The organism is Streptomyces sp. TOM-9 (assembly GCF_056858595.1).
This window is the reverse complement of the sequence record NZ_JBXEQB010000001.1, coordinates 6,638,599-6,654,766: the sequence shown is the minus strand read 5'-3', so window position 1 is coordinate 6,654,766 and position 16,168 is coordinate 6,638,599. Positions and strand designations below refer to the sequence as shown.

Here is a 16,168-nt window from a genome sequence, read left to right as displayed (position 1 = left end):
CACCCACGCCTCCGACATCGCGCCTAGGTCAAACGCACCGGATTGATGAGATCCGCGGCCATGACCAGCGCCGTGAAGCAGATGAAGATGCCGGCGACCACGTAGGCGACGGGCATCAGCTTCGCCACGTCGAAGGGTCCGGGGTCGGCCCGGCGGAAGACCTTGGCGATGTTGCGGCGGACGGACTCCCACAGGGCGCCCGCGATGTGCCCGCCGTCGAGCGGGAGCAGCGGGAGCATGTTGAACAGGAAGAGGGCCAGATTGACCCCGGCGAGCAGGCCCACCATCGTGGCGATCTTCTGCGTGGCCGGCAGCGGCAGCGAGAAGATGTCGCCGCCGAGACGGGCCGCGCCGATCATGCCGACCGGGGAGTCGGGCTGGCGCTCGGCGCCGCTGAAGACCGCGTTCCACAGTCCGGGGATCTTGCCCGGGAGCGCCGCGAGGGACCGGACGCCGTCCTCGGCCGTGGTGGCCATGTGGTCGAGCGACTGGTCGAAGTCCAGCTTCACCACGCCGTCCGCCGGTGTGAAACCGAGGAACCCGGCCTGGACGTACTGGTCCTTGACGATGCCGCCGTGCCCGTCGGTCTTGACGACCTTGTTGGCGATCAGGTTCGCGTGCAGGTTGATGGTCTTGCCGTCGCGCACCACGGTGATCGTCGCGGGACCGATGGTCTTGCGGATCTCCTTCTGCAGCACCGTCCACTGGCTGTCGTCGACCTTCACCCCGTTGAAGGCCACGATCCGGTCGCGCTGCTGCAGACCGGCCGCCTTGGCGGGAGCGGCCGGGTAGTCGCCGTGGACGCAGGGGTCCTTGGCCTTGAGGGCCTTGGTGTCGGAAGCGGGGACGACGCATTCCGAGACCGAGCCGACGGTCGTCGTCTGGGTCGGGATGCCGAAGCCCATGAAGAGCGCCAGGAAGAGCCCGAAGGCCAGGATGAGGTTCATGAACGGGCCGGCGAACATGACGATCACGCGCTTCCAGGGCTTGCGCGTGTAGAACATCCGGGTCTCGTCACCCGGCTTCAGCTCCTCGTACGCCGCGGAGCGGGCGTCCTCGATCATCCCGCGGAAGGGCGAGGTGGACCGGGCCGCGATCCGGCCGTCGTCGCCGGGAGGGAACATCCCGATCATGCGGATGTAGCCGCCCAGCGGGATCGCCTTGATGCCGTACTCGGTCTCACCCTTGTGGCGGGACCAGATCGTCGGCCCGAAGCCGACCATGTACTGCGGCACGCGGATCTTGAACAGCTTGGCCGTGGAGAGGTGGCCGAGCTCGTGCCAGGCGATGGAGACCAGGAGGCCGACCGCGAAGACGGCGATCCCCAGTGCCCACATAAGTCCCGTCATACGTGTGCCGCCTCCGTTGTCGCCTGTTCCGCAGCCAGTTCCCGGGCGCGGGCCCGCGCCCACTTCTCCGCCTCGAGGACGTCCTCCACGGTCAGGGAGGTTCCCTCGACGGGAGTGCCGTGCTCCTCGACCACCCGTGCGACGGTGTCCACGATGCCCGTGAAGGGCAGCGTGCCCGCGAGGAACGCGGCCACGCACTCCTCGTTGGCCGCGTTGAACACCGCGGGGGCGGTACCCCCGAGGCTACCGACGTGGCGGGCGAGCGCCACCGCCGGGAACGCCTCGTCGTCCAGCGGGAAGAACGTCCACGTGGCCGCCTTCGTCCAGTCGCACCCGGGCGCGGCGTCGGGCACCCGCTCGGGCCAGCCGAGGCCCAGCGAGATCGGCATCCGCATGTCGGGCGGGCTGACCTGGGCCAGCGTGGAGCCGTCAGTGAATTCCACCATCGAGTGGATATACGACTGCGGGTGGACGACCACCTCAATGCGGTCGAAGGGAATGTCGAAGAGCAGGTGGGCCTCGATGACCTCCAGGCCCTTGTTCACCAGGGTGGCCGAGTTGATCGTCACCACCGGGCCCATGTCCCAGGTGGGGTGGGCCAGCGCCTGCTCGGGGGTGACCCCGGCCAGCTCGCCCTTGTCCCGGCCGCGGAAGGGGCCGCCGGAGGCGGTCACGACGAGCTTGCGGACCTCGGCGCGGGAGCCGCCCATGAGGGCCTGGAAGAGCGCGGAGTGCTCGGAGTCGACGGGCACGATCTGGCCCGGCTTGGCCACGGCCTTCACCAGGGGGCCGCCGACGATCAGCGACTCCTTGTTGGCGAGGATCAGGATCCGCCCCGCCTCCAGGGCGGCCAGCGTCGGGCGCAGCCCGATCGAACCGGTGATGCCGTTGAGGACGGAGTGGCACGGCCGGCCGGCCAGCTCGGTCGCGGCTTCCGGGCCGACCAGGACCTCCGGCAGGGGCTCGGCGCCGTAGCGCTCGGCCAGCGCCTCCCGCAGCGGGCCTTCCGCGTCCGCATCCGCGACGGCGACCGCGGAGACGCCGAGCTGCAGCGCCTGGTCGGCGAGGAGCCCGACGCGGCCGCCGGCGGCGGACAGGGCCACCACGCGGAAGCGGTCGGGGTTGCGCAGGACGACGTCGATGGCCTGGGTGCCGATCGATCCGGTCGAACCCAGGATCACGATGGTGCGGGGGCCGTCGTGGGCGGCGGTGGCCGCGTCCGGTCCGGGCAGCCGCAGATGCGGGTCGGCGAGAGAGTCCGTCATCCCCCCATTGTGTCCGGTCGCCGGCACGGCGCGGGCACCGCCTCCGGGAAGGCGGTGCCCTGTGCGCGGGGGACGCGTCCCCGGTCCGGTCAGCGGATCGGCCGGTGGACGTTCTCCTTGTGCGAGGCGCCCGGGGTGGTGTCGGCGATCCACGGGCCGTCGCTGGAGGGGTCGACGATGCCGGACTCCAGCCAGGTGTAGGCGCCGCCGAGGACCCCGTCGACGACCTTGCGGTCGATGGCGTCGGTGTTCGTCCACAGGCGGCCGAAGAGCTCCTCGACGCGGATCCGCGACTGGCGGCAGAAGGCGTCGGCGAGCTGGTAGGCCTCGCGCCCGTTCTCGCCCCGGGTGCGGAGCATCTCGGCGCGGACGCAGGCGGCGCTCATGGCGAACAGTTCGGCGCCGATGTCGACGACGCGGCCCAGGAAGCCCTGCTTGGTCTCCATCCGGCCCTGCCAGCGCGACATGGCGTAGAAGGTGGAGCGGGCGAGCTTGCGGGCGCCCCGTTCGACGTAGCGCAGGTGGGCGGCGAGGTCGGGGTGGCCCGCCGGGTGGAACGCGGAGTACGCGCCGGGGATCTGGCCGGGACCGGCCACCAGCTTCGGCAGCCAGCGGGCGTAGAAGCCGCCGGCCTTCATGCCGGCCTTGGCCTTGTCGCCGAGCGCCTTGTCGGGGTCGATGAGGTCCCCGGCGACCGACAGGTGGGCGTCGACGGCCTCGCGGGCGATCAGCAGGTGCATGATCTCCGTGGAGCCCTCGAAGATCCGGTTGATCCGCAGGTCGCGCAGCAACTGCTCGGCCGGGACGCCCCGTTCGCCGCGGGCGGCGAGGGACTCGGCCGTCTCGAAGCCGCGGCCGCCGCGGATCTGGACCAGTTCGTCGGCCATGGTCCAGCTCATCTCGGAGGCGATGAGCTTGGCCAGCGCGCCCTCGATGCGGATGTCGTTGCGGTCCTCGTCGGCCATCTGGCTGGACAGCTCCATGACGGCCTCGAGGGCGAAGGTGGTCGCCGCGATGAAGGAGATCTTCGCGCCGACGGCCTCGTGGCGGGCGACCGGCCTGCCCCACTGCTCGCGGGCGGCCGACCACTCACGGGCGATCTTCAGGCACCACTTGCCGGCCGCGACGCAGGACGCGGGCAGCGAGAGGCGGCCGGTGTTGAGGGTGGTGAGGGCGATCTTCAGCCCGGCGCCCTCGGGGCCGATGCGGTTCTCGGCGGGGACGCGTACCCGGTGGAAGCGGGTGACGCCGTTCTCGATGCCGCGCAGCCCCATGAAGGAGTTGCGGTTCTCGACGGTGATGCCCTCGGAGCCGGCTTCGACGACGAAGGCGGTGATGCCGCCCTTGTGGCCCTCGCTCTTGGGCACCCGCGCCATGACGACCAGCAGGTCGGCGACGACGCCGTTGGTCGTCCACAGCTTCACGCCGTCCAGGACGTAGGAGTCCCCGTCGGGCACGGCCGTGGTCGCCAGGCGCGCGGGGTCGGACCCCACGTCGGGCTCGGTGAGCAGGAAGGCCGAGATGTCGGTGCGGGCGCAGCGCGGCAGGAACCGCTCCTTCTGCTCCGGGGTCCCGAACATCTTCAGCGGCTGGGGCACCCCGATCGACTGGTGCGCGGAGAGCAGCACGCCGATGGCGGGGCTGGCGGAGCCGACGAGGGCCAGCGCCTTGTTGTAGTACACCTGGGTGAGGCCGAGGCCGCCGTACTTGGGGTCGATCTTCATGCCGAGGGCACCGAGCTCCTTCAGCCCGGTGATGACCTCGTCGGGGATCCTCGCCTCACGCTCGATCAGTGCCCCGTCCACCTTCGTCTCGACGAAGTCGCGCAGCTTGGCCAGGAACTCCTCGCCGCGCTGGACCTGCTCGGTCGACGGTGTGGGGTGGGGATGGATCAGGTCGAGCCGGAAGCGGCCCAGGAACAGTTCCTTGGCGAAGCTCGGCTTTCGCCATTCCTGTTCGCGGGCGGCCTCTGCGACCTGGCGCGCTTCGCGTTCGGAAACGGTGGGGCGGGCGGATGCTGCGGACATGGGGGCGTCACCTCGCGTCGGTTACCGACCGGTGCTACTTGTTCGTTAGTACCCCGGTTCCGGCATGGTCACCAGCCCTCGCGCACGGGGCGCGGCGGGCCGGCGGCCTTTTCGACGGCGTTTCAGGCCGACGCGAGCGGCTTCCGCGGCGGCCCGGTGTCCGGGGCGGGGCCGCCCCCGGGGGACGGGGCCGGTGAGGGCGGCGACGGCCGAGCCGACCTCCGCCCTGCCGCTGCCGTCGGCCGGCACCACCGGACACCCTGACCCCATGTCAGCTCCCGGTGGGCCCCGCCGGATTCGGCGAGCGCGAGGCCGGCGACGCCCGCGTGCAGCGCGCCCCCGGACAACCCCTGCGCCAGCGCCCCGGCCGGCGGCGTCGGGCACGGCCACGACGGTCGGCTCGGTGCCCGCGGCCGACCGTGCGACGGGCAGCGGCGCGGCGTTCTCGGCGGGCACCGGACGCACCGCCGGATCCACGAGGGCGCTCCACTCCACTCGGGTGAACGCCGGGCTCTCGGGGCTGGGGGGCGGGCGGCCCCTCCAGGGTGATCGGCACCTGGTCACCGCATATGGCGTGCCCATGCCCACGCGCGAACGGCGCGGCCGGGGCGCACCGCACATGCGCCCCGGCCGCTGGAAGGGGTGGCTCGTCCTGCCCTGAGGACTACAGAGCGAGACCGGTCAGGACCAGGACCCGCTCGTAGGTGTAGTCGTCCATGGCGTACTTGACGCCCTCGCGGCCCACGCCGGAGTCCTTGACGCCGCCGTAGGGCATCTGGTCGGCCCGGTAGGAGGGGGCGTCGCCGATGATGACGCCGCCCACCTCCAGCTCGCGGTGGGCGCGGAAGGCGATCTGCAGGTCGTGGGTGAACACCCCGCTCTGCAGACCGAACTTGGAGTCGTTGACCGCCGCGAAGGCCTCGTCGGTGCCGTCCACCTTGTGCAGGGACAGGACGGGGCCGAAGACCTCCTCGGTGGCGATGATCGCGTCCGCCGGCAGGTCGGCGAGCACGGTCGGCTCGTAGGCGGCGCCGTCGCGCCGGCCGCCGGTCAGCAGCTTGGCGCCCTTGCCCAGCGCGTCCTCGACCCACGACTCCACGCGCTCGGCGGCCTTCTCGTCGACGAGCGGGCCGACGTCGGTGGCGTCGTCCGAGGGGTCGCCGGTGACCTGGGCGCGGACCTTGGCGACGACCTTCTCCACCAGCCGGTCGTACACGGACGCGTCGGCGATGACCCGCTGGACGGAGATGCAGGACTGGCCGCCCTGGTAGTTGGAGAAGGTGGCGATGCGGTTCGCCGCCCACTCCAGGTCCTCCTCGGAGGACCAGTCGGCCAGGACGACGGCTGCGGCGTTGCCGCCCAGCTCCAGGGTGGTGTGCTTGCGCGGCACCGAGTCCATGATCTGGTAGCCGACCCGGTCGGAGCCGGTGAAGGAGATGACCGGCAGCCGCTCGTCCCGGACGAGGGCGGGCATGCGGTCGTTCGGGACGGTGAGCACGCTCCACGAACCGGCCGGCAGGTCGGTCTCGGCCAGGATCTCGCCCAGGAGGAGCGCGGAGAGCGGGGTCGCCGGGGCCGGCTTCAGGATGATCGGCGTGCCGACCGCTATCGCCGGGGCGACCTTGTGGGCCACCAGGTTCAGCGGGAAGTTGAACGGCGCGATGCCGAGCACGCTGCCGCGCGGGAAGCGCCGGGTCAGCGCGAGGCGGCCCACGCCGCCCGCGTCGGTGTCCAGGCGCTGGGCCTCGCCGCTGTTGAAGCGGCGCGCCTCCTCCGCCGCCCAGCGGAAGACGGACACGGCACGGCCGACCTCGCCGCGGGCCCACTTGACCGGCTTGCCGTTCTCCGCGGTGATCAGCCGGGCGATCTCCTCGGAGCGCTCCGCCAGCCGCTTCGACACGTGGTCCAGGGCCGCGGCCCGCACGTGGGCGGGGGTCGCGGCGAACTCCGCCTCGACCGCCTTGGCGGCGGCGACGGCCTCCTCCACCTGGGCGGGGGTCGGCACGCCGACGGAGGCCACGACGCTGCCGTCGTACGGGTTCACGACATCGAAGGTGTCCTCGCCGGTGGCGGGGCGACCGGCGAGCCAGAAGGCGGTGGAGGTGCTCATGCGGACCACGGTAGGGCGGGCGGCACCCGGCCGGTCTTGTCCAGAGCGTCCTGCGGGTCCCGCCCTGTGCGACGTTTTGGCAGACCGTGTCAGCCGCCGGACTTGAGGGCCAGCCACAGCTCCATGCGGACGTCCGGGTCGTCCAGCGAGCGCCCGAGGATCTCCTCCACGCGCCGCATCCGGTAGCGCAGCGTGTGCCGGTGGACCCCGAGGTCCGCCGCGGCGGCGTCCCACTGCCCGTGCCGGGACAGCCACGCCCGCAGGGACGCGACCAGGTCACCTCGGGCGGTGGCGTCGTGCTCGCGCAGCGGCCGCAACAGGCCGTCGGAGAAGGCCCGTACCGCCTCGTCGCTCAGCAGCGGCAGCACCGAGCCGGAACCGACCTCGTCGTGCTCGACGAGACTGCGGCCCCGCCGCCGGGCGACCGCCAGCGCGCGCTCGGCCTGCTCGTGCGCGCCCGGGACACCCGCGGCACCCACCGCGGCGGACAGCCCGGCCACCAGGTCCTCGCTCCCGTCGACCACCGCCACGCAGGCCGGCATCACCGCGCCGTCCGCGGCCGCGAGCACCGTCAGCCGGTCCTCGTCCCGCACCGCCAGCACGGGCTCCGCGGCCCGCATCCCGGCCGCCTCCACCCGCTCGGCCAGCAGCCCCACGGCGTCCCCCGCGGCCTCCGCACGCTCCGCGACCAGCACGCGCACGGGGGCGTCGAACAGCCCGCCGTACAGCCGGCCGGCCACGGTGCGGGCGTGCTCGGGCTCGCCGGCCAGCAGCATCCGCAGCAGCGCGGCGCCCAGCCGCTGCTCGGTGTCCTGCAGCGCGCGGGACTGCTCCAGCGACAGCGTCAGCAGCGCGACGGCGGCATGCACGAGGTAGCGGTCCGAGGTGTCCAGCCGCTCCTCCGTGCCGACCGCGAGGAAACCGCGGGGGCGCCGGCCTGTGCCCAGTGACTGCAGCTCCACGCGGTCCTCGGTGCCGGCCGGTCCCGCGACCGCCGCACTGGCCGGGGCGGGCCTGCCGCGCAGCCGCTCCACCTCCCCGGCGAGCCGCGCCGCCCGCCGCCCCGCCCACTCCGGCGCCGCGGCCACCACCGCGCCCGACGCGTCGTACAGCGCCGCCCAGCCGTTCAGGTGCGCCGCCAGCCGCGACAGCAGCGCCGTCGTCCCGTCCGGAGCGAGCGCCGCCCGGGTCAGCTCCCGCTGCGCCTCGAACCCCGCGGTCACCGCCTTGTACCGGTCGGCGGCGAGCTCCGCGGAGACGGCCTTGCTGATCGCGATGAACGGGGTCTTGTGCGGCACCTCCAGCAACGGCAGCCGGTGCGCGGCCGCCGCGTCCACGAGCGCCTGCGGCACGGCGTCATGGCTCAGCCCCACGCCGAACCCGAGGCCCACGACGCCGGCGCCGGCCAGGCGCGCCACGTACTGGCCGAGCACCTCGGGCGAGCCGACGTCCAGCTTGAGGCCCGTGGTGAGCAGCAGCTCGCCGCCCTCCAGGTACGGCGCCGGGTCGTCCAGCTCGCTGGTGTGCACCCAGCGGACGGCGGCCTCCCCCAGGCGGTCGCCTCCGGCGAGGACGGCCAGCTTCAGGACGGGGTTCCGCAGCAGCGAGGCGAGCGTGGGGGGCACGGGCTTTTTCTCCATCTCGGAGTGCGTTCACATCCGATTCTGCCTCACCGTATACCTGCGGTGCGGTGCCGTCTTCGTGTGCGGCGCCGCGGTTGTTGCTGTTGCGGTTTCTCCCCCACCCGCCCTCCCGATTGCCCGGCGCGGTCAGTGCGGGCCTGCGCTCCGTTGGTGTGGGGTCGGTGCCGCGCCGAGGTACGCCCCCAGCCTTCGGCCGAGGGGGCACCCCGCCACACCCCCTTCGGTCGTGTAGGCGACTAACGGCCGGACGGGGTGAGAAGGCGGTCCGGGGTTGCCGCAAGTGCCCCACTCACCCCCCACCGGCCGTCATGCGCCCCAACCGGCGTGAGGGGGTGTGGCGGGGTGCGCCCATGGGGGTCCCCCCGGCCGAAAGCTGGGGGAGACGAGCGGAGCACGCGGTGCCCAACGATGTAGGCGTAAACCGCGAGCGCTGTGGGGGTCCCCCCGGCCGAAGGCTGGGGGAGTGCGCCGGCGCGGCACCGACCCAGGCACACGTTGCGCAGGCCTGCACTGACCGCGCCGGGCAATCGGGAGGGAGGGCGGGGGATGCCCGCCGCAGGCGCACCGCACCCGCACACGAACGGCGGGCCGTACCGCGAACCCCGGTCTGCGAAGCGCAACGCACCCGCACAGAAACCGCTCAGGCGCGCAGATCGACCAGCACCGGAGGGGCGTGCTCCCCGTCGACCGCGGTGAGGGAGACGACCGCGTGCCCCGCAGGGACCCCGTGCGCGAGCTCGGACGCGGACCAGCGCTCGCGCTCGACCCGGCGCACCGTCACCGACTCCGCCGTGACCGCCTTCCCGGTCACGAGGCGCCGCACGGCATGCAGCACCCGCGTGAGCGGCTCGTCCGCGACGATCTGGCGGTTCGTGACGTCGTGGACGTCCACCCATTCCTTGCCCCACACCTCGGCGAACCGCGCGCCGTCCCAGGCCGTGAGGCCGGCCAGGGCGGCCCGGCAGCCGACGGCGCCGAGCAGGGCACCCCGGAGCGCTTCGGGGACGTCGTCCAGCGTGCGCAGCGTGAGCACCGCGCCGGCGTTGGCGGAGCGCATGCGCTGCAGGCCGCGCACGGATTCCGCGGTCACCGTGTGGGAGGCGTCGTCGAGGACGAGGCAGGCGAACAGGGAGCGGTCCTGCCGGGCCGTGGCGCACTCGGCGAACTGGGCGAGGACGAGCCGCGCCAGCATCCGGGAGACCTCGGCGTGGCCCCGCTCCGGGAGGTCGATGCGGACCCGGAGCGGGTGCTCGAGGCCCCGCAGCGAGAACGGGTGGCTGCCGCCGGTGGTGTCGAAGAACCCGGCGAACGCGGGCCGGTCGAGCAGCGCGATGCGGTCGGCCAGCAGCGGGCCCGCGTCGCCGGGCCGGGCGGACTGCCGTTCCCGTGCGTCGAGTTCGCGCAGCTGGCCCTGGGCGGCGCCGCCGCGGGCCTGGAGGGCGGAGCGGAGCGCGGCCAGGGCCGAGGGGGTGCCGTCGAGGAGTTCGCGCAGCTCGGGGACGGAGGGGAAGCGGCCGTGGGCGGCGTGGAAGGGCCCGAGGAGCTGGGCGAGGGCGGTGGCGGCGCGGCGGCTGTCGCCGCCGGGCAGCGCCGCGGCGAGGTCGCCGACGAGGGCCTCGGAGAGGAAGCCCGCGGCCTCGTCGGGGTCGGAGGTGCCGCCGTACAGGTCGAGGTCGTACGCGGAGTCGGGATGGCCGATCTTGACGACGACGTCGAAGGACTCGTCCGGTGCGAGCCGTGCCCCCTCGGTGCCGACCACGACCACGGCCGCCCGCCCGGCGAGGGCCTGCAGGCACATGAGCTCCAGCGCGGGCCGCACCAGGCGCACGGTCTTGCCGGAGCCGGGCGGCCCGACGGCCAGCAGGGACGTGCCGAGCACGGACGGGTCGAGGGCGTAGCCGGCGCCGCGGTGGGAGCGGGGGTTGCGCTCGTCGTCGGGCGCGGCGCCGATGCGGACCTGGCCGGCGAGCAGGTCGTGCCGGGCGGCACGGGCGGGCAGGTCGCGGGCGCCGGACGGGTGGGCGCAGGCGGCGGCCCCGTAGCGCAGGACGGTGTCGGTGAAGGCGGTCAGCCGGCCGGGCTCGGAGCGCACGGACTGCCAGGCGCGGGACAGGCGGGCGAAGTCGACGTCGTTCATCAGCCCGGAGCGCGCGTCCTCGGCGAGCCGGTCCGCGGCGTCGGCGGCGCCGCCCTGGCGGAGCGCGGGGAAGGCCGCCGGGTCCTGCGCGGGGTCGGCGGGTTCGCGGCCGGCGGCCGCGGCCTCCTCCTCGCGGGACCGCCGGAGCGGGGTGGTGATGAAGCGGCGCCACAGTTCGGCCCAGCGGCCGATGCGGGCGAAGAAGACCAGCAGGGCGCCGCCGATGAGCGCGTAGTAGAGGTACGAGGCCCACAGGTAGGCGGTCTGGTTGCCGCCCGCCCGGCGCCAGGAGTCGGGGGTCAGGGCGAGCAGCGGCCACAGCCAGTAACTGCCGAGGTAGCCGTTCCACAGCAGGGACCACAGCAGCCAGCCGCCGAGGAAGGAGATCAGGGCGCCGGCGACGAGCTGGCGGCCCGGCACGGAGTCCGGGTCGGCGGCGGGGCGGGGGCGGTGCCCGAGGCGCCACACGCCGGGGGCGGCGGCCGGGCGCGGGGCCCTCAGCCAGGCTAGGAGGCCCGACCCGTCCGGCGTGGCGGCTGGTGCGGACTCCGCCGGGGCGTGCCACGGGGCGCCGCCGGGGCGGACCCCCGGCAGCGGGGGCGCTCCGGGTGGCAACGGGGGCGCGGCCGGGGCGGCGTCCTGGCCGGCGTCGCGCCAGGTGCGGGTGTCCCGCTCGCCGCGTGAGGGGTCGGCGGGGCCCGGCCGGGCACCGGGGACGGGCGGCGGTCCGGCGTGCGCGGGCGGGGCGCCCGGCATCGGCCGGGCACCGGGTACCGGCGGCGTGCCCGGTTGCGGGCCGGGGCCTCCGGGCGGAGACGCCGCGGGCTTCTCGTGCGTACCGTCGCGTTCCATCGCGTGTGCCACCCCTCGCAGGTCCGCACTCAATGTAGTCGAGCGGCCACCGCAGTCTGAAGGATCTTGGCACGCTCATGTCCGTCACGTCGAAGAGGCGTTCCGCAGTGCGCCCTATCGGAGTGTGCGGGGCTCCGCCGTACGGGCTTAGCCTGCGAGAAAAGACCACGGTTCGAAGGAGTACGTCCGCCATGACCGATCTGGCCCAGGAGCGTCGACTCGTCACCCCCATCCCCGGCCCCAAGTCGCAGGAGCTGCTGGCGCGCAAGACGGCGGCGGTCGCGAGCGGTGTCGGCGTGACCCTGCCCGTCTTCGTCACCCGCGCCGGCGGCGGCGTCCTGGAGGACGTGGACGGCAACTCCCTGATCGACTTCGGCTCCGGCATCGCGGTGACCTCGGTCGGCAACAGCGCCGAGGCGGTCGTGCGCCGCGCGTCGGCGCAGCTGGCCGACTTCACCCACACCTGTTTCATGGTGACGCCGTACGAGGGCTACGTGGAGGTCGCCGAGGCCCTCAACGAGCTGACCCCGGGCGACCACGAGAAGCGCACCGCGCTGTTCAACTCCGGTGCCGAGGCCGTCGAGAACGCGGTGAAGATCGCCCGCGCGTACACCAAGCGCCAGGCCGTCGTCGTCTTCGACCACGGCTACCACGGCCGCACCAACCTGACGATGGCGCTGACGGCGAAGAACATGCCGTACAAGCACTCGTTCGGCCCGTTCGCGCCCGAGGTCTACCGCATGCCGCTGGCGTACCCCTACCGCTGGCTGACCGGCGCGGAGAACTGCGCGGAGGAGGCCGCGGCCCAGGCGATCGACATGATCACCAAGCAGGTCGGGGCCGAGAACGTGGCCGCGATCGTGATCGAGCCGATCCAGGGCGAGGGCGGCTTCATCGAGCCGGCCAAGGGCTTCCTGCCGAAGCTGGTGGAGTTCGCGCGGGCGAACGGCATCGTCTTCGTCGCGGACGAGATCCAGACCGGCTTCTGCCGCACCGGCCAGTGGTTCGCCTGCGAGGACGAGGGCATCGTCCCGGACCTGATCACCACAGCCAAGGGCATCGCCGGCGGTCTGCCGCTGGCCGCGGTGACCGGCCGCGCCGAGATCATGGACGCCGCGCACTCCGGCGGTCTGGGCGGCACCTACGGCGGCAACCCGGTGGCGTGCGCCGGTGCGCTCGGCGCCATCGAGACGATGAAGGAGCAGGACCTCAACGCCAAGGCCCGCCGCATCGGCGAGATCATGCTCGGCCGGCTGCGCGGCATGCAGGAGAAGTTCGAGGTCATCGGTGAGGTCCGCGGCCGCGGCGCCATGATCGCGATCGAGCTGGTGGAGCCGGGCGGCAAGAACCCCAACGCCGCGGCGACCGCCGCCGTGGCCAAGGCCTGCCACGCCGAGGGCCTGGTGGTCCTGACCTGTGGCACCTACGGGAACGTGCTGCGCTTCCTGCCGCCGCTGGTCATCGGGGAGGACCTGCTGAACGAGGGCCTGGACATCATCGAGGGCGCTCTCGCCCGGCTGTGACCAGGTGCTTCGCCCGTGACCGAGCGGGTACGACACACAGCGTGAAGAAGGTGTGCGGGCCTGATGGCGGGAGGGTGCAACCCCTGCCGGGCGGCCCCCCGGTGACGTACGGTTTCCGCAGATGGATGAAACACCCCGTCTGCGGAAGTCCGCGGGCGACACTTCGCCGGTGACTCCCCATCACCGGCACAGCAGTGCCCTCGCGCACAGCGCCGAAGCCGAAGGCTCCGGCAATCCTCGCCGATCGGTCGGCCGCTTGCCCCAAACCCCCCGGGGCGGGCGGTACGGCGATCGTTCTGGCCGCCCCGGAACTCTCCCCCCTGTTCCGGGGCGGCCAACTTCTCTGGTGGCCGTGGTGTGCACGGCGCTCTTCGGACTGCTGACCTGGCAGGAAGCACTACGAGGGCGCCTGTTGGCCGTGGACGGGCCGGTGCGTGCCACCCTTGCGGGATCCTCCCCCCACCCCGCGGACCGCTCGGCCGTGGCACGGTTCCTGGCCGACCTGGGCAACTGGCAGGTCGCCGTGCCCGTACTGCTGCTTGCGATGGTCTGCACCACCTGGTGCGCCCACCGGTACCGACTGCCCCGCCCCTGGCTGCCACCGCTGGCGTACGCGCTGGTGATGGTCGTGGCGCCGCTGCTGGTCGCCCTGGTGAAGCCGCTGATCGGCCGGGCCGACCCCGGTTCGCCGACCCTCTCCCCGGGCTATCCCGGGTTCTACCCCTCCGGCCACACGGCCACGGCGGCCGCCGCTTACGGCGGCGCCGTGCTCCTGCTGCTGCCGTGGCTGGTACGCACGGCGGCACGGCGGCTGCTGGTCGCGGCCGCCGTGCTGCTCAACGGTGCGGTGGGGGTCGCCCTGGTCCGCTGCGGCTACCACTGGCCGCTCGACGTGGTGGGGAGCTGGCTGCTGTGCGGCGCCCTGCTCGCGGGCGCCGCCCTGGCGGTCAGTTGTTGGTCGGGAAACCGAGGTTGATGCCGCCGTGGCTCGGGTCGAGCCACCGCTGGGTGACGGCCTTGCCGCGGGTGAAGAAGTGGACGCCGTCCGGGCCGTACGCGTGCGTGTCGCCGAACAGCGAGGCCTTCCAGCCGCCGAAGGAGTAGTACGCCACCGGCACCGGGATCGGCACGTTGATGCCGACCATGCCGACCTCGACGTCGTGCTGGAAGCGCCGGGCGGCGCCGCCGTCGTTGGTGAAGATGGCCGTGCCGTTGCCGTACGGGTTGGTGTTGATCAGCTCCAGGCCCTCGTCGTACGAGCCCACGCGGACCACGGACAGGACCGGGCCGAAGATCTCGTCGTTGTAGACGGACATGCCGGGCTTGACGTCGTCGAAGAGGGTCGGGCCGAGCCAGAAGCCGTCCGTGGTGTCCTCGCCGGTGACGGCGTGCTCACGGCCGTCCACGGCGAGGGTCGCGCCGTCGGCGAGGCCCGCGTCGAGGTAGGACGTCACCTTGTCGCGGTGGGCACCGGTGACCAGCGGGCCCATCTCGGAGGCGGCGTTGCAGCCGGGGCCGACCGTGAGCCCGGCCATCCGCTCCTTGATCTTCTCGACCAGCGTGTCGCCGATCGGGTCGACCGCGACCAGGACGGACACGGCCATGCAACGCTCGCCGGCCGCGCCGAACCCGGCGTTGACGGCGGCGTCGGCGGCGAGGTCCAGGTCCGCGTCCGGCAGCACCAGCATGTGGTTCTTGGCTCCGCCCAGGGCCTGGACGCGCTTGCCGTAGCGAGTGCCGGTCTCGTAGACGTACCGGGCGATCGGGGTGGAGCCGACGAAGGAGACGGACTTGACGTCCGGGTGCTCCAGGAGGCGGTCGACGGCGACCTTGTCGCCGTGCACGACGTTGAAGACGCCGTCCGGCAGCCCGGCCTGCTTCCACAGCCCGGCCAGGAAGTTGGCGGCGGACGGGTCCTTCTCGGAGGGCTTGACGACGACGGTGTTGCCCGCGGCGATGGCGATGGGGAAGAACCACATCGGCACCATGGCCGGGAAGTTGAAGGGCGAGATGATTGCGACCGGGCCGAGCGGCTGGCGGATCGAGTAGACGTCGATGCCGGTCGAGGCCTGCTCGGTGAAGCCTCCCTTGATGAGCTGCGGGATGCCGCAGGCGTACTCGACGACCTCCAGGCCGCGGGCGATCTCGCCGAGGGCGTCGGAGTGCACCTTGCCGTGCTCGGAGACGATGATTGCCGCCAGCTCGTCGCGCTGGGCGTTGAGGAGCTCGCGGAAGGCGAAGAGCACCGAGGTGCGCTTGGCCACCGAGGCGTTCCGCCACTCCTTGAACGCGGCGGCGGCCGCGCCGACGGCCTGGTCGACCTCGGAGATCGACGCGAAGTCCACCCGACCGGTCACGGCCCCGGTGGCGGGGTCGTACACGTCCCCGTGCCGCTCCGCGGTGCCGGTCCACGTCTGTCCGGCGATCCAGTGCGTGATGTGCTTGTCGGTCACGGCGGACCTTCCTCTCCTCGTCTCCTGCCAGTCTCGTCAGCGGGCAGGGCCCCCTCAAGCACCAAGGTGTCGGCGTCGGAGCCGGGAGCTTTACAGGTCGTACAGCTCGTCGGGGTGCTCCATGCCCTCCATGAGGTCCAGCCGGATGTCCTGCGCCCAGTCGAAGGCCCAGCGCTTGGCGGCGGCGACGGCCGCGCCGTCCAGTCCCTGCGCCGCGTACGCCGCGTCGTCGGCCTCGACGAGCTTGTCGAGGCGGTCGGCGAGGAGGCGCGGCTGGAGGTCCTCGTCGAGGTGGACGGCCATCGTCAGCAGCTCCCCCGGTGTGAACCAGGCGGTCAGGGCGTGGACGTCGACCAGGTCGCGCACGGTGGCGCGGTCGGCGACGGCGGCCACCTTCAGGGCGGCGCAGTCCTCCAGCGCCACCACCGGAACGGGCCCGGACAGGCCGAGGCCGACACGGACCGGGGGGCGGGAGAGCGGCTGCTTGGCGACGTGGACCGTATGGCCGGCGTCGCCCGGCGAGGTGACCCCGAGGTGGGCGGCCAGTGGTGTGCCGGGCAGCGCGACCACCTCGTAACCGGCCCCGGTGTACGCGGCCGCGAGCGCGGCACCGATGTCGCCGGCCGGTGTGGAGCTGAAGGTCACCAGGTCGAGGTGGCGGGACGGGCGGCGGTCGAAACCGTGCGCGATCAGCGCGAGGCCGCCCGCCACGGCGAGGCCGTGGCGCCCGCAGACGGGCAGGGCGGTCTCGACGAGGTGCGCGAGGCCGGGCGTGAGGTCCATGTCAGCCCGCCGCGGCGGCAGGCGCG

At 73.3% G+C, this 16,168-nt stretch carries 10 protein-coding genes; 2 read left to right on the top strand and 8 right to left on the bottom strand.

The features are described 5' to 3' along the window. Nucleotides 1-23: 23 nt before the first annotated feature. The 6 genes from AC1VWI_RS31115 to AC1VWI_RS31090 form a co-directional block, all read right to left on the bottom strand. Nucleotides 24-1,349 carry a M50 family metallopeptidase gene (locus AC1VWI_RS31115; RefSeq protein WP_499514303.1) on the bottom strand — a complete coding sequence of 442 codons (1,326 nt, stop codon included), beginning with the start codon at nt 1,347-1,349 and terminating at the stop codon, nt 24-26. Further along, entirely contained in the window at nt 1,346-2,614 is a 1,269-nt protein-coding gene (dxr, locus tag AC1VWI_RS31110; RefSeq protein WP_499514302.1) for a 1-deoxy-D-xylulose-5-phosphate reductoisomerase, read from the bottom strand. Before dxr ends, AC1VWI_RS31115 begins: the two co-directional genes overlap by 4 nt. An 89-nt stretch (nt 2,615-2,703) precedes the next feature. Then, the gene (locus tag AC1VWI_RS31105; RefSeq protein ID WP_499514301.1) at nt 2,704-4,641 is read right to left on the bottom strand and encodes an acyl-CoA dehydrogenase family protein; all 1,938 of its coding nucleotides are present in this window, start codon (nt 4,639-4,641) and stop codon (nt 2,704-2,706) included. 664 nt (nt 4,642-5,305) lie between these two features. After that, a complete protein-coding gene (locus tag AC1VWI_RS31100; RefSeq protein ID WP_499514300.1) occupies nt 5,306-6,751 on the bottom strand; it encodes an aldehyde dehydrogenase family protein in 1,446 nt (481 codons plus the stop codon). A gap of 89 nt (nt 6,752-6,840) precedes the next feature. Further along, nucleotides 6,841-8,376: a PucR family transcriptional regulator gene (locus AC1VWI_RS31095; protein WP_499514299.1), complete on the bottom strand. Its 1,536-nt coding sequence runs from the start codon at nt 8,374-8,376 to the stop codon at nt 6,841-6,843. Between the two features lie 658 nt (nt 8,377-9,034). Continuing rightward, nucleotides 9,035-11,287, bottom strand: coding sequence for a type IV secretory system conjugative DNA transfer family protein (locus tag AC1VWI_RS31090; RefSeq protein ID WP_499514298.1), 2,253 nt, complete (start codon nt 11,285-11,287; stop codon nt 9,035-9,037). A gap of 287 nt (nt 11,288-11,574) precedes the next feature. On the opposite strand from AC1VWI_RS31090, the gene gabT reads away from it, so the two are divergent. Together gabT and AC1VWI_RS31080 are read left to right on the top strand one after the other, a co-directional pair. Continuing rightward, a complete protein-coding gene (gene gabT, locus AC1VWI_RS31085; RefSeq protein WP_499514297.1) occupies nt 11,575-12,906 on the top strand; it encodes a 4-aminobutyrate--2-oxoglutarate transaminase in 1,332 nt (443 codons plus the stop codon). A 346-nt stretch (nt 12,907-13,252) separates the two neighbouring features. Then, complete coding sequence (locus tag AC1VWI_RS31080; protein WP_499514296.1) at nt 13,253-13,882, top strand: phosphatase PAP2 family protein; 630 nt, start codon at nt 13,253-13,255, stop codon at nt 13,880-13,882. Here the strand turns inward: AC1VWI_RS31080 and AC1VWI_RS31075 are convergent. Together AC1VWI_RS31075 and AC1VWI_RS31070 are read right to left on the bottom strand one after the other, a co-directional pair. Next, nucleotides 13,854-15,359, bottom strand: coding sequence for a CoA-acylating methylmalonate-semialdehyde dehydrogenase (locus AC1VWI_RS31075; RefSeq protein WP_499514295.1), 1,506 nt, complete (start codon nt 15,357-15,359; stop codon nt 13,854-13,856). The two genes, AC1VWI_RS31080 and AC1VWI_RS31075, sit on opposite strands and share 29 nt — an antisense overlap. Before the next feature lie 90 nt (nt 15,360-15,449). Next, nucleotides 15,450-16,142, bottom strand: a complete 693-nt coding sequence (locus AC1VWI_RS31070; RefSeq protein ID WP_499514294.1) for a nucleotidyl transferase AbiEii/AbiGii toxin family protein — start codon at nt 16,140-16,142, stop codon at nt 15,450-15,452. Nucleotides 16,143-16,168 lie beyond the last annotated feature (26 nt).

Excerpts from the sequence above, each read along its gene's own strand:
- AC1VWI_RS31090 (WP_499514298.1), bottom strand. The coding sequence starts at position 11,287 with ATGCCGGGCGCCCCGCCCGCGCACGCCGGACCGCCGCCCGTCCCCGGT.
- dxr (WP_499514302.1), bottom strand. The coding sequence starts at position 2,614 with ATGACGGACTCTCTCGCCGACCCGCATCTGCGGCTGCCCGGACCGGAC.
- gabT (WP_499514297.1), top strand. The coding sequence starts at position 11,575 with ATGACCGATCTGGCCCAGGAGCGTCGACTCGTCACCCCCATCCCCGGC.
- AC1VWI_RS31105 (WP_499514301.1), bottom strand. The coding sequence starts at position 4,641 with ATGTCCGCAGCATCCGCCCGCCCCACCGTTTCCGAACGCGAAGCGCGC.
- AC1VWI_RS31070 (WP_499514294.1), bottom strand. The coding sequence starts at position 16,142 with ATGGACCTCACGCCCGGCCTCGCGCACCTCGTCGAGACCGCCCTGCCC.
- AC1VWI_RS31100 (WP_499514300.1), bottom strand. The coding sequence starts at position 6,751 with ATGAGCACCTCCACCGCCTTCTGGCTCGCCGGTCGCCCCGCCACCGGC.
- AC1VWI_RS31115 (WP_499514303.1), bottom strand. The coding sequence starts at position 1,349 with ATGACGGGACTTATGTGGGCACTGGGGATCGCCGTCTTCGCGGTCGGC.